This is a genomic window from Paenibacillus sp. FSL L8-0644 (assembly GCF_038008165.1).
Lineage (GTDB): Bacteria > Bacillota > Bacilli > Paenibacillales > Paenibacillaceae > Paenibacillus > Paenibacillus polymyxa_D.
In genome coordinates this window covers 284,651-299,017 of the sequence record NZ_JBBOYN010000001.1, presented here as the reverse complement: position 1 = coordinate 299,017, position 14,367 = coordinate 284,651, and the positions used below count along the sequence as shown (strand labels likewise).

Below are 14,367 nucleotides of genomic sequence, written 5' to 3'. Positions count from 1 at the left end.
CAAAAGTGCTCTTTCTGTCAACTATTCAGTTCGTTATATCTTATTTAATTGAAGCAACGTATTCCTCGCCCTTTTCTTTATCATATTGGCCTTCCCATTTGGACATGACCACAGCGGCAAGCGAGTTACCTAATACATTAACTACCGTACGCGCCATATCCAGAATGCGATCAATACCAGCGATAAAAGCCAAACCCTCCAGCGGGAGGTTCACTGCTCCAAGCGTAGCGAGCAAAACGACAAAGGAAGCACCCGGCACACCTGCAATACCTTTGGAAGAAATAATTAATACTAGTACCAGCGTGATCTGTGTCGTGATTGGCAGATCAATACCATACATTTGGGCAATGAAAATCGCAGCCAGTGCCTGATACAGGGTGGAACCGTCCAGATTAAAAGAATACCCAATCGGAATGACAAAGGACGTAATTCCTTTAGGACATCCGAACTTCTCCATCTTCTCCATGATCTTAGGCAAAACACTTTCCGAACTGGCCGTCGAATATGCAAGCAACAGCTCACTTTTCAAAATTTTAATCATGGTCCAGAGACGGGTACCGCACAGCTTGGCGATAATTCCGAAAACAATCACAATGAACAGCGCCATGGAGCCGTACACCGACAAAACAAGCTTCAATAACGGCCATAATGAAGCCAACCCAAACTTGGCCACTGTCGTTCCAATCAGTGCAAATACTCCGAACGGAGCCAGGCGCATGACCTGATTGGTTACCCAGAACATGGCGTCGGCTACGCCTTCAAAGAAATTCAGCACAGGCTTGCCCTTGTCACCAATCGCCGCTACCCCTAGTCCAAACAGTACGGAGAAGAATATAATAGCGAGCATATCTCCCTCGCCCAGAGCTTGAATAACATTGGTAGGAACAATATGCACAATCGTATCTATAAAGCTATGGCCTGACTTCTCTGCAGTCTCCACATAGGAATGGATATCACTCTTCGCCAGGTGGGACATGTCCACGCCGTCACCAGGTCGAACCAGGTTGGCAACAAGCAGTCCGAACAGGATGGCGACTGTCGTTACAATCTCAAAGTACAGAATGGACTTTCCGCCAAGTTTACCTAGTTTTTTCATATCGCCCACGCCGGCAACGCCGATAATGAGCGTTGAGATCACAATAGGCACGACAATCATCTTGATCAAGCGGATGAAAATATCGCCGATTGGCTTTAAGTAGACTTCCACCCCTGAATTGCCGTAAAATAAGGCACCAATAATAATACCTAAAGCCAGACCGATAAAGATTTGCATCGTCAAATTAATCTTTTTCACTTCGTGTCCCCCCCTGGCTGATTTGTATATTTTTGCAGTATGCTGTTCTTAATATTCAAATGATGTTATTTATACTACAATCTGATCTATAAAAACCGACAATTATCTACAGCTGCATTTATTTTTTTCTATAAATTCACAAACTTTAACGACGAGCCTGTGAATTTAGCTCACATTGCCTTTCTGACTGAATACCCAGGAGGTGAATATGAATGAAGTTGAACACGCTCCTTTTCCTGCTCATGCTTGTATTTGTACCGCTCGCAGGTGAGCTGAATATTCACCCGTTCGCTAATACATTCCGTCTCAGCTTTGGTACGCCTGTATTTTTTTTCTTTCTGTTATCTATTCGTCATATTGCGCCTGCATTATCGGGAGTGCTTGCAGGGATAGCGGTAGTCGCCTTTCGCATCTTACTCAATCATTACACTCAGTCCAGTCTTCTCTTCGAAGAGTTGCTGATCTTGCATGGCCCTACCTTTTTTTATTACATGGTCTACGGTCTGCTCTTCCAGCTCCTTAACATTAATGCTGAGCCTTACCGCGCACTCCGTGTGGGTATCCTCTCTGTAGGGATTGAGGTTGCCGCAAGTGTGTCGGAACTTAGCGTCCGGTGGAGTATTGACGGCGATTTCTGGGACATCATTAAGATCAGTAAAGTAGCTTTTATGGCTATGATCCGCAGCTTCTTCGTGCTTGGGTTTTATAATATGATTCGGTTAAATCAATCGGTCCAGCATGAAGAGGCACAAAGACAGCAGACGGAGCGAATTTTACTTCTTGTATCAGACTTGTATGAGGAGTCGGTCCAGTTAGGCAAAACGCTGTCACATGCAGAACAAATCACTCGTGAAAGCTACGAGCTGTACCGTGAACTGCAACAGGATGAATCTCTAAAGGATAGAGAACATTACGCCAGACAGGCACTTCGTATTTCCGGACAGGTTCACGAGATTAAAAAAGACAGCCAGCGGATTTTTGCTGGTTTGTCCAAGCTGATTGATGCCGAAAGCGGAGTGCATTACATGGCTTCTCAAGAGCTTGGGGAGCTCATCATCCGAACGAACAGCAAGTACGCCCAATCACTGGACAAGTCTATTCGTTTTACCCTAGATGTCGATCCTTTGTTGCCCAAGCTACATGTTTATACCGTTCTGACACTTATTAATAACCTGACAGCCAATGCGGTTGAAGCCATGAGGGACGACGGAAGGATTGACGTTTCTATTCGCTGTCTTCCGGGAAAAGAGGATATAGCTTCATTTAGTGTTACCGACAACGGTCCGGGTATTCCTCAGCGGAAACGGGAAATGGTCTTCACACCAGGGTATACGACCAAGTATGATGAGGAAGGACAACCGTCGACCGGTATGGGATTGTTTTATGTACGTGAGGTCGCGGAGAGCCTTGAAGGAACGATTGAACTACAACAGATTGAGGAAGAGAATACAGATAGATTACAGACCACTTTTAGAATTACATTGCCTTTACGGAAACTGACGGAGAAAGGAAGATAGCCCGGATGCGTTTTTATATTGTGGATGACGATCAAGGGATTCGTTCTATGCTGGCAGACATTATTGAAGACGAAGGTCTAGGGGAAGTCATCGGGGAAGCGGAGGATGGTTCCTATGTGAATAGCGGCCTGCTGGAGCTGAACCGGATTGATGTATTGCTAATTGACTTGCTGATGCCGCTTCGTGACGGCATTCAGACCGTGCGTGCACTCGGCGATCAATTCAGCGGCAAAATCATTATGATTTCTCGCATCGAATCCAAAAACATGATCGGCGAGGCGTACTCGCTCGGTATTGAATATTATGTGGCCAAGCCTTTGAATCGACTGGAGATTATTGCAGTTATTCATAAGGTGGCTGAGCGTCTGCGCATGCAGCAGTCGATTACGGATATCCAGCGGACGCTTCAAGGGTTGTCGATGTTCACATCGAATAACCCAACGGCAACGATTGAACCGACCCGAAACATCGTAACTTCCGGGCAGTTTCTGCTCTCCGAGATGGGAATGATCGGCGAAGCTGGGAGTATGGATTTGTTGGACATGCTGGAATTTCTGGACCAGTATGAGGAGGAAACAGGCAATCTGTCTCCCTATCTGTTCCCGCCGTTGAAGGATATATTTGCTAATGTAGCATCCAAACGGTTAGGGGCTTCAGCCTCAGCAGTAGAGCTGAGTAAGGAAATTAAAGCATCGGAGCAGCGTGTCCGCCGCGCTATTTTCCAGACGCTAAGCCATATAGTATCGCTCGGGTTGACTGACTATACCCATCCTAAATTTGAAAATTATGCATCCAAATTTTTTGACTTTACAGAAATCCGCAAAAAAATGCTGGAGCTACAAAACAATGTGGAGCCTTCACTGTCCCAAGCCCGCATTAATACGAAAAAGTTCGTACAGGTGCTCTATATGGAAGCAAAACGACTATTGCATTAAGAGAAAAAGCACCTGCATCTCCTCATGTATCTATTACTCGGAGATAAAACAGGTGCCCATCGTTGATGATTAGATATCTCTTTAATCCAGACTCTTTCCCTGCCACTCCATAGCTTCCAAGAGATCTACACCATCGGACAGCAGACGTTTCAAGACATTCAGTTCTTCTGAGCTGTAACGATTTAAAAATTGAAATAACTGTTGCTGTACCTCAGCATGCAGTCGCTCATGTACAAGAAAGAGTTTTTTTCCCAACGGGGTTAGCCGAAAATAAATTTCTTTTTTGTTGTCGTTCAGCTGGGTTCTGCGAATCCAGCCTTCCTTGAGCAGCTTGGTGCTGACTTTCGAAACGGTACCTTTGCTCAGCTCCATTCGTTGCGCTAAGGTTGTAACATTGATCGGCTCATGCTGCCCGATACAATCCATAACGTGTACATCCGTCATATTGAGCGAAGTCATTCCATCAAAGTGCTCGCGGATTTCTTCGAGAAAGGTCATGCTCTCTCTTTGCTGATGCTGCTCCCACTGATGATTCATCTTAATAAGCAAATCATAGACATGCTGAACCGATGTCGCCTTTTCCATACGAACAAGTAGTCACTCCTTTGGCATACTCCTCCTTTCATTATAGCCCACATTTGTTTCACAAGAAACAATATGGTCATGTTATGAACATACCCTTTCCCCTTTATACCAATGTGGCAATGCCTTCCTTAATCACACTCAATATATCCGTTTGTTTCATAGAAATGGCCCAAGCGATATACCCATCCGGACGGATGAGAACCGTATGCACATCTCTCCATCCCACGGGCACTTCCTCGGCTACGGCCTCCACATATGAAATATGTGAAAGTGAGCTATGGTGAAACTCATTCGATACCTCATTATCCTGTGCAAGATGGAGAAGTACAAAGCGGCCTTCATGAAGAAGATCGTAAGCATACGTTGTCATTCCGTCAGGCAAATGCAATTCAAAATCAGCAAACCGTTTCCCGTTCAGTGGATGCTGCGGTATATTGCTAGCCGCTGGATAGCATACATCCAGTGCACTAATCTGCTCTGCCATAGATTGATTAATTTCCGGATGGCGGAACCATTCCTCATGCAATTGGCGGTGTGCCAATACAGCAGGCGTAAAGTCCAATAAGCGGGTCTGAACCTCGGTATTCCGTAAGAACTGCGTATTAACCGGATAACGTTCGTCATGATAGCTACTCAGCAGCGTGTCTGGAGCCCAGCCACGAATCACTCCGGCCAGCTTCCATCCCAGATTTGCCGCCTCTTGCAAGCCAACATTCATTCCCTGTCCACCTGCCGGGAAGTGGATATGCGCAGCATCACCTGCTAGCAGGATTCTCCCTTTACGATAGGTCTGCGCCTGCCGCGTTGCATTCCCGAATCGAGATAACCAGCGAGGATTAGATACGCCAAGATCTGTACCGAGCAGATCATACAGTCCTGTCTGCACTTCTTCCAGCGTCACAGGTTCGTCCTTCGGAATCTCCATCATTCGCGGTGTAGTCAAAATAACCCGATAAATATCTGGATACACGGGGGCAATCATCACCCCACCTCGTTCACTATATTCGGAATGTACGCCACTTTCAGGCGGATTGACTAACTCTACATCCGCCAATACAGCGGTCAGAGTCGTATCCGTGCCCGGAAAAGCAATCCCGGCTTGTTTACGCACGATACTCCCAGCCCCATCCGCTCCTACGACATAAGCAGCATTCATTACCGATACATTGGCTTGTGGTCCAGATGCGCATACACTCACCACCTCTACGCCCTGCTCGTGCTCTCGCACAGATACCACTTCCATGCCACGATGGACGACAACTCCCAGCTTGAGCGCATGCTCCTCGATCACTTGCTCTGTAATCACCTGTGGAATAAACAACGTATAATTAGAAGAACTATCAAGCACAGAAAAATCCAAGCGGGTATTCAGCATTGTAAAGTGACCCGTACGTATAGGTCTGCCGCGCTTCATAAACCGCTCCTTCAATCCACGCATATCAAACATCTCAAGCGTCCGTGGATGTAGCGTAAGCGCACGCGACTGGCCACTGGGCTCCTCTAAACGTTCAATTACACATACGCTTACGTTTGCTAATGCCAACTCAGCAGCTAACCACATTCCAACAGGTCCGCCGCCTACTACAATCACTTCGTAATCCATGTTCACACCCCTATCTAAAATCTTTATTTCCACCACCTAATCGTTTCTCACGAAACAATATATACATACAGAAAGCTCCCCTTAACATTTCCGCATGTACCAAACAACATATAAAGCCTTTTTTATTGTTTCTACTGAAACAATATTATTGTAATTTAATTGAGAACAATTATCAACCACTTTATTAAAAAGATTTCTACCCTTTACTTTAAATCATGCATTCATTTACATTTCATAAAATATAATTGTATAATCGTTAAATGAGACTAAGCTAGAACAAACTCTCCATAGAAGGGATGATCATACATGTCAGATGCCAATCAATTATTCGGTCAAGCGCTGGTTAAATCACTGGTCGGGGAACGTGGACATATTCGAGTAGCTCGGGCTTTACCAGACATTGACGTCGAGCTGGCAGGGAAGAAAAATGCAGAAATGCCTTACAGCATTTATCAACTGCTGAAGCATATGATCTACTGGCAGCAATTTATGCTGGAGCATTTGGAAGGACGGAAGCCCCAGCTTCCGGGCAATGTCATGGAAAGCTGGCCCGAAGAGACTGGACCGCAAAGCGAAGAGGCATGGCAGGCTCTCATTAACGAATTTTTACAGGGCGTAGATCAAGCTGTGCAGATTGCCGAAACCGCGCAACTGGATGATTCACTAGCTCATTTCCCAGGTGAAACGAAAGCAGGACTGCTGCGGAATATCGCTTCCCACAATTCATATCATTTGGGTGAAATCGTACTGCTACGCCGGATCTATGGAGCTTGGCCACCACCAGGAGGTGGCTTTCCAGCTTAAAGGCAACACCACCGCTCTAATCAAGATTCCTTCCATCCGCCGCTTCATACCTCCATCATTGCATTGGGATTTAGGCACCGCGAGGAACTCGCTCGCGTAGCCTATATGGGAACCCGCTAACTCGACTTGAAGCCGTTCATCCGTAATCAAGTGCAATCCGAATAACGGTTCCCATGATGCAAGATCAAAGAGAGGTTTCGAGGTTATGGTGAGACACTTATATTTAAATCGTAATATCGCCTGTATGATCGTGATCAGCCTTATTGCTAACATGAGTGGAAGTATGATCCTTCCACTCTTTGCTATTTATGTAGAGCAATTCGGGATATCCGTACTCGGCATGAGCATTTTATTTTCTCTGTTTTATGTGGGGAGATTTCTTGGTGGAGGCTTGGCAGGACGAATTTATGAAAAGATTGGCGCAAAACGCTTGGGGTTGAGCTTACTCATTGCCGAAATCGCTTGTATGCTCCTGTTTCCGATTGCAACAAGCTTCATCATTTTATCCATACTGAGACTCCTTCAGGGCTTGGTAGCTATAGGGCTAACCGTCTTTGTAAGAGTCACGATCAACCATATGAGCACCGCAGAGAATCGAGGCACGCTCAATGGATATATCAGCAGCAGTGAAGGTGCCGGTATGATTTTAGGGCCTCTTATGAGTGGAGCTATTGTTTCTTATTTTTCTTTATCCATTCCGTTTTATTTCGTTGCTATTTTCTCATGTATATCCTTCGTTGCCGTCTCCAGAATGACCTTCCCCAGTCTCTCCTCCAAACCTCAGCAACAGCACGTACCCCTTCATGAGTCGAAAAGAAAAACCATGCTAACGAAACAGCTACTGCTCTATTCCACCATTCATTTTCTTGAAATGAGTGCATTCGCTATATTTTTAACGTACTTCTCCATATATGCAACCTACAAGCTCCATTGGAGCCCCGCAGAAATTAGCTTAGCTTTTACAATTATCGGCATATCGACCTTCATCTCAGCGCCCTTTATTGGCAAAATATCTGATCTACTTAAGGATCGCTTGATGCTTTGTATCCTCGGTCTATTGTTGATCATGGTGGAAATCATTTTATTTCTTTGGTTCACTGAACCGTGGATCGTATACTTAGGAATGTTCATCGGAGGTATCGGAGGGGCCAGCTATCTGGATTCCTTTTACTCGCAACTAGGGGATGTTATTCCTGAGGAGAACAGAAGCACATTTATCGGCAACGTCGTATCTTTGTCCGAATTGGGGGCTATTGTGTCTCCGATCATCGCAGGTGTACTCATGGAACGCTTTAGCATCAACACTCCCTTTTACTACAATTTGATTTTGGTGTTGATCGCCATAGTTATCCAATATGTCATTCGATTTAAGTCGAAATCTATAAGAAAAAGGCCAATTGCATAAGCAACTGGCCCCCTTTTTCATCACAGCTCCAACTCAACTGCAACCCCAAAATGATCCGATACAACTGGTCCTGTTTTTCCGTTCAGTACAACGGTTGAGGATTGTACCTGTGCAGCCTTATTGGAGAAGATAAAGTCAATGCGGAGCGGCTCCGCATTACTTTCCCAGCCAGCAATAGCTTTAATCACCGTGTGGCCATCATCACGTACTGCTGCATTCGGATAGGTGTCCGACCAGCCGGATTGCAGTACATAGTCATATCCTTCTCCGCGCACTTCAGCCGCGTTGTTGAAATCACCCATCATGAACACAGGAGTCGGAGCAAAAGAATTTAGCACTTTGGTTGTACGATCCCATAGTCCACGGAAGGATTCTTCATCATTCCACCAGTTAAAATGTCCACTTACAAACCAGGCCTGCACTCCGTCCACCACAGTTTGAATACCGACAATTTTACGTGAGCGGTAGTTGTCATAATCCTGTAGCGAGGAAACATATTCGTTCACCGTAGCTGTAATCGGTGTTTTCGACAGAATCGCCACCCCCTCGTCGTATTTGGCAAAACCAACATGCGCGGGAGCCCACGTCCAATGATAGCTATCAGACAATAGCCCGTTCAGCACATAAGCATAGTTATCACGCTTAATGACAACTTCAGGATCTGCGCTATGGTAAGTGCCCAAATCGTCCGCTGACAAAGGAGCCTCTTCCATGGACTGGTTCACTTCCTGTAAAGCAATGACATCAAACTGCTGTTCATCAATAAAAGCAGCCAGTTGCTTTAGCTTATCGTGCTGGTTTTCTTCCATCCAAGCATGTGCATTTAAGGTTAACAACTTCAAAGTAATCACCTGTTGAGTATGTCTTGTATATCTGATTTAAGCACATCAGCCTTCGGTCCGTAAACCGCCTGCACCCCATTATCTACTTTTATCAAGCCCAAGGCACCCAGCGCTTTCCACATTTTTTCGTCCCCAACGGCATCTGTATCCTTCACCGTCACACGCAGACGGGTCATGCAAGCGTCCACCTCGACAATGTTCTGCTCACCCCCAAGTGTCTTGATGATATCCGTAGCCAGTTGATTTTGAGTGGAAGTAGCTGCCACACCCTCTGTCTTCGTACTCCCTGCCTCGGAAGTCCCTTGGGGCTCCTCATCCGTATAGTTCCCCAGTCTTCCCGGCGTAGCCATTTGGAATTTACCGATCATAAAATAAGCGATAAAGTAGGTTGCTACCGCAAACACCACGCAAGTCAGCACGAAGTTAATAATATCCTGCACCAACCCCGCATTTATAGACAACGGCATTCGGGTCAGCAGTTCAATCATACCAAATGAATGTAAACGCAAATGTATGATGTCAGCCATTCCGAACGCAATACCGGTAAGAATAGCATAAACCACATACAGCACAGGCGCCACGAACATAAACATGAATTCCAGTGGCTCCGTTACCCCTGTTAAAAAGACAGCTGCGGCTGCCGAAAAGATCATCGACTTGTACTTGCCGCGTTTGTCTTTGTCTACACGGCGATACATAGCCACCGCTAGTCCCATAAGGATACCTGCTCCACCAATCATTTGTCCTACCTTGAAGCGGGCAGGCGTCACGCCTTCCAACAAGCTATTGTAGGCTGTCGGATCGGTACCACGAAGCGCACTCAGGTCACTTGCCCAAGCCAGCCACAGCGGGTCTTGCCCGGCAACGACACTTCCTGCCCCGGAACCTGTAAGCGTTGTGTAAACGCCTCCAAGTTGAGTATAGTTAATAGGAACGGTCAGCATGTGATGAAGTCCAAAAGGAATCAGCAGTCTTTCCAGTGTACCATAGACAAATGGTGCTACAAAAGGAGCCGATTCTCCCGAAGTCGCCAACCAAATGCCGAACTGATTAATCCCCCCCTGGACAAATGGCCAGATGGCAGACATGATCAAACTTACGATGACAGACCATAAAATCACGACAAAAGGAACAAAACGTTTACCGTTAAAAAAGGCTAAAGCGTCCGGCAGCTTGCGGTAATTATAGTACTTGTTAAATACCACCGCCCCGACGAATCCGGAGATGATACCGACAAACACGCCCATGTTGAGTGCAGGTGCTCCTAAGACAGAGGTGAAATAACCACTGACCGGAATCGATGCACCGAAGAGTGTATGGGTGGTTGCTCCCTCCTGGGTTAACATCTTCGATGATACGCCCAAAATCGTCCCTGTTGAAATATTGATGAGAACAAAGGCAATTAAAGCCGCAAAAGCCCCGCCCGCCCGTTCCTTAGCCCAGGAACCACCTATCGCTACCGCAAATAGGATGTGTAAGTTATTGATAATACCCCAACCCAAATTCTCCATGACCCCGCCGACGGTCAACCAGAAATGAATATCGCCAGCCAACATCGCCACTACTTTACCAAGCGAAATCATAATCCCGGCCGCCGGCATAACAGCAACAACCACAAGCAGTGCCTTCCCAAGCTTTTGCCAAAAATCAAATGATAGAAGTTTTTTCATGCTCGTTCAGTCTCCATCCCTTATAGTATGTATAGCATGGGTAGTACTCAAAAAATATTATGCAATCGGTTGCACAATTATTATAATGATATCGCTTTCTATTAGCAATACCCTAATTGTAAATATCTTGGTTAATAATGATAGAAACACTCGAAAAAACCGCGAATTTGTTGATTTTCGAGCAATATCGTATGATAGAACATAATATTTCCTGCTTGAGATAGCAAAAGGAGACGAAGACGATGGCAGTAACCATCAAAGATGTCGCAAAACGTGCTAATGTTGCTACCTCCACCGTATCCCGCGTCATTCAAGACAGCCCCAAAATCAGCGAAGCTACCAAGTTACGTGTCCGTAAAGAAATGAAGGCGCTTGGCTATGAACCCAACTATTCAGCTCAGAGTCTGGCTAACCGAGTCACACAGTCGATAGGCATTATTATGCCTGAATCGGATGTGGCGATCTTTCAAAATCCTTTCTTTCCGGAAAGTCTTCGCGGGATCAGCGAATGGGTGAACGAGCACAACTATACACTGTCGATTGTCACAGGCAAAACGAATGATGAATTGCTATCCCGCGTAAAGCTGATGACCCGGACCGGACGCGTTGACGGCTACATTGTCCTGTACTCCAAGCAAAAGGATAGCATCGTGGAGTATCTTCACAAAGAAAAAATTCCCTATACCGTAATCGGCAAACCTCAACAGTTTGTCAGCGAAACCACCCATGTAGACAACGACAACTACCAGGCTGCCAAGGATGTGGTCACTTATTTGACTGGGCTGAATCATCAGCGCATTGCTTATGTTGGTGGTGATCAGGAACACATCGTGAATCTTGAAAGACTCCGAGGCTACCAAGATGCGCTACGAGAGGTTGGCTTGCCTCTACCGAAAGAATACGTGGTCAGAGAACCCTTTAATCTGGAGGACATGCGCGCGTTATTGCAGGCTACCCCGCCGCCTACTGCGATGATCGTTAGCGACGACCTTGTAGCCATGGCCGTACAGAAAATGCTTGCCCAGTTAGGCGTGTCCATGCCAGAGCAGTTATCCATGGTGAGCTTCAATAATCTAATGCTGGCTGAGCTGATGAATCCTCCTCTTACATCCGTGGATATTGATATCTTTACTCTGGGTTATCAGGCTGCCAAAAGCCTGATTGAAAAAATTGAGGACCCCAAGGAACTGACCAAACACATCATTGTGCCCCACCGAATCGTGGAGCGCAAATCCAGCCAGGTACTATGAATCTCTAAGAAATGGACAAGAACTGATTTTGTGGATATCCATAAAATCAGTTTTTTTTGCGTTGACAGGGCAAACGGTTGCACTATATACTGAACTCGCTCATATATTGGTCTCGTTAAAACAACGATCTCATTTTCCGAGAGGGGTACGCACTCATGGTTTACAACCGATTATTTGACGTAGATAGTTGGAAGCTGACAACACACGCTCTACATAGCACACACATGCGATTACAGGAAAGCTTAACGTCCATAGGCAACGGTTATATGGGCATGCGCGGCAATTTCGAAGAAACGTATTCAGGGGATCATCATCAGGGAACTTATATCTCCGGTGTATGGTTCCCCGACAAAACAAAGGTCGGCTGGTGGAAAAACGGCTATCCTGAGTATTTTGGTAAGGTCATCAATGCCATGAACTTCATCGGCATCAATCTGATCGTAAACCAAGAGGAAGTAGACTTATTTACGGCACACATCAGCGATTTTGTGCAGGAGTTGGACATGAAACAGGGGATCCTGCGACGCACCTGCACCGTGAACGATCAGGTTCGTATCACTACGGAGCGTTTTCTGAGCATCACCACTCGTGAGCTATGCCTGATTGATTACCAAGCAACGAATATAAGTGAGCAACCTCTAACTATAGAGCTTGTCCCCTATTTGGACGGCAATACGAAGAATGAAGACACGAACTATGATGAGGTTTTTTGGCTGGAGGAGGCCCGAGAGGTTCAGGAACAATTCATTAGCCTGTCCACAACAACTATAGATAATCCCTTCGGTATTCCGCGCTTTACCGTAAACGCTACCATGGGTATTGTGACCGAGGGACAGGATCAGCAGACGACGGAAGAGGGCTTTTTGTATGCTGCTCGCCACTATCAATACAGCGTCGCTCCGGGCGACAGTATCCAGCTGCAAAAATTTGTGGCTGTTACAACTTCACGGGATATGGAAAAGGACGCACTGATTCCACAAGCTGAACGCATCGCCGTAGAAGCTGTGAACAAAGGCTACACTTCTCTTAAACAGGAGCATGTCGCAGCTTGGGCCCGACGTTGGGACAAAGCAGATGTAGAAATAGAGGGCGATACGGAGGCCCAACAGGGAATACGCTTTAACATTTTCCAGCTGTTCTCTACGTACTACGGTGAAGATGCCCGTCTGAACATTGGTCCCAAGGGTTTTACAGGTGAAAAATATGGCGGTGCCACCTATTGGGACACAGAAGCATATGCCGTACCTATGTACCTGGCGCTCGCAGACCCGGATGTAACCCGAAATCTGCTGTTGTATCGCTATCAACAACTTGAAGGTGCCAAGCATAACGCGACCCAGCAAGGACTTCGGGGTGCACTGTACCCTATGGTCACTTTTACGGGTGTGGAATGCCATAACGAATGGGAAATTACCTTCGAGGAAATTCATCGTAACGGTGCCATTGCCTATGCCATTTACAATTACACCAACTATACGGGTGACTTGACCTATCTGCATGACTACGGCGTAGATGTACTGGTCGAAATTAGCCGTTTCTGGGCCGATCGGGTCCATTTTTCCAAAAGTCAGCAGCAGTATATGATTCACGGGGTTACCGGGCCAAACGAATACGAAAATAACGTCAATAACAACTGGTATACCAACACGCTGGCTGCATGGGTTTTGAAATATACATTATCGGTCTTGCCTCAAATTTCGACTGAGAAAGCGCAGCGCCTGGCAGTTACGGCTGATGAGCTTGCACATTGGCAGGATATCGTCACTCACATGTATTATCCCTATGATGAGGAGCGGGAAGTCTTCGTACAACACGATACCTTTATGGATAAGGATTTGCAGCCTGTATCCGCCCTTGATCCCAGCAACCTTCCACTAAACCAGAAATGGTCATGGGATAAAATCCTGCGTTCATGCTTCATTAAGCAGGCAGATGTGCTGCAAGGACTGTATTTCTTTGGAGACCAGTTCACACTGGAGGAAAAAGCGCGCAATTTTGCATTTTACGAGCCCATGACTGTTCATGAATCCAGTCTGTCTCCTTCTATACACGCCGTGCTGGCCGCCGAACTCAAAATGGAGGAAAAAGCAGTCGAGATGTATAAGCGGACGGCCCGTCTGGATCTGGATAACTATAATAACGATACCGAAGACGGCCTTCATATCACTTCCATGACGGGAAGCTGGCTGGCGATTGTACAGGGATTTGCCGGGATGAGAACCTATAATGAAACATTAAGCTTCTCCCCCTTCTTGCCTCAAGACTGGACCAAATATACGTTTAAAATCAACTATCGCGGTCGCTTGCTAAGTATTCTCGTACAGGAAAATGAAGTGATCATTACCCTGTTGGATGGAGAACCGCTGACGCTGGAGCTGTATGGACAGCCAACGCACATTACCAGTGGGCGGCCGTTAATGACGAACAGCGTTTCATAAATCGGGTAGACAGGGGGGAAAGCA

Annotated in this window: 11 protein-coding genes; 6 read left to right on the top strand and 5 right to left on the bottom strand. The window is 46.2% G+C overall.

What is annotated here, in order from left to right; genetic code table 11:
- Positions 1–40: 40 nt before the first annotated feature.
- Positions 41–1,294 (bottom strand): cation:dicarboxylate symporter family transporter, encoded by a 1,254-nt coding sequence (locus NSS94_RS01255; RefSeq protein WP_069010145.1) that lies wholly within the window; start codon positions 1,292–1,294, stop codon positions 41–43.
- A gap of 212 nt (positions 1,295–1,506) precedes the next feature.
- On the opposite strand from NSS94_RS01255, the gene NSS94_RS01250 reads away from it, so the two are divergent.
- Both NSS94_RS01250 and NSS94_RS01245 read left to right on the top strand, forming a co-directional pair.
- Positions 1,507–2,811: a sensor histidine kinase gene (locus NSS94_RS01250; RefSeq protein WP_341038363.1), complete on the top strand. Its 1,305-nt coding sequence runs from the start codon at positions 1,507–1,509 to the stop codon at positions 2,809–2,811.
- 5 nt (positions 2,812–2,816) lie between these two features.
- A complete protein-coding gene (locus NSS94_RS01245) occupies positions 2,817–3,746 on the top strand; it encodes a response regulator (protein ID WP_013308322.1) in 930 nt (309 codons plus the stop codon).
- 81 nt (positions 3,747–3,827) lie between these two features.
- Here the strand turns inward: NSS94_RS01245 and NSS94_RS01240 are convergent, their stop codons facing one another.
- Positions 3,828–4,331, bottom strand: a complete 504-nt coding sequence (locus NSS94_RS01240; protein WP_049816963.1) for a MarR family transcriptional regulator — start codon at positions 4,329–4,331, stop codon at positions 3,828–3,830.
- Positions 4,332–4,434: 103 nt separating this feature from the next.
- The gene (locus tag NSS94_RS01235; RefSeq protein ID WP_341038361.1) at positions 4,435–5,934 is read right to left on the bottom strand and encodes a monooxygenase; all 1,500 of its coding nucleotides are present in this window, start codon (positions 5,932–5,934) and stop codon (positions 4,435–4,437) included.
- Positions 5,935–6,240: 306 nt separating this feature from the next.
- Here NSS94_RS01235 and NSS94_RS01230 point away from each other — a divergent pair, with 306 nt between their 5' ends.
- The gene (locus NSS94_RS01230; protein ID WP_039274097.1) at positions 6,241–6,738 is read left to right on the top strand and encodes a DinB family protein; all 498 of its coding nucleotides are present in this window, start codon (positions 6,241–6,243) and stop codon (positions 6,736–6,738) included.
- Between the two features lie 205 nt (positions 6,739–6,943).
- Positions 6,944–8,143, top strand: coding sequence for an MFS transporter (locus NSS94_RS01225; RefSeq protein ID WP_341038359.1), 1,200 nt, complete (start codon positions 6,944–6,946; stop codon positions 8,141–8,143).
- Between the two features lie 20 nt (positions 8,144–8,163).
- Here the strand turns inward: NSS94_RS01225 and NSS94_RS01220 are convergent, their stop codons facing one another.
- Both NSS94_RS01220 and NSS94_RS01215 read right to left on the bottom strand, forming a co-directional pair.
- Positions 8,164–8,985 (bottom strand): endonuclease/exonuclease/phosphatase family protein, encoded by an 822-nt coding sequence (locus tag NSS94_RS01220; protein ID WP_340884056.1) that lies wholly within the window; start codon positions 8,983–8,985, stop codon positions 8,164–8,166.
- Positions 8,986–8,990: 5 nt separating this feature from the next.
- A complete protein-coding gene (locus tag NSS94_RS01215; protein ID WP_341038358.1) occupies positions 8,991–10,655 on the bottom strand; it encodes a PTS transporter subunit IIBC in 1,665 nt (554 codons plus the stop codon).
- A gap of 242 nt (positions 10,656–10,897) precedes the next feature.
- On the opposite strand from NSS94_RS01215, the gene NSS94_RS01210 reads away from it, so the two are divergent.
- Positions 10,898–11,905 carry a LacI family DNA-binding transcriptional regulator gene (locus tag NSS94_RS01210; RefSeq protein WP_029516899.1) on the top strand — a complete coding sequence of 336 codons (1,008 nt, stop codon included), beginning with the start codon at positions 10,898–10,900 and terminating at the stop codon, positions 11,903–11,905.
- 155 nt (positions 11,906–12,060) lie between these two features.
- Positions 12,061–14,343: a glycoside hydrolase family 65 protein gene (locus NSS94_RS01205; protein WP_029516900.1), complete on the top strand. Its 2,283-nt coding sequence runs from the start codon at positions 12,061–12,063 to the stop codon at positions 14,341–14,343.
- Positions 14,344–14,367 lie beyond the last annotated feature (24 nt).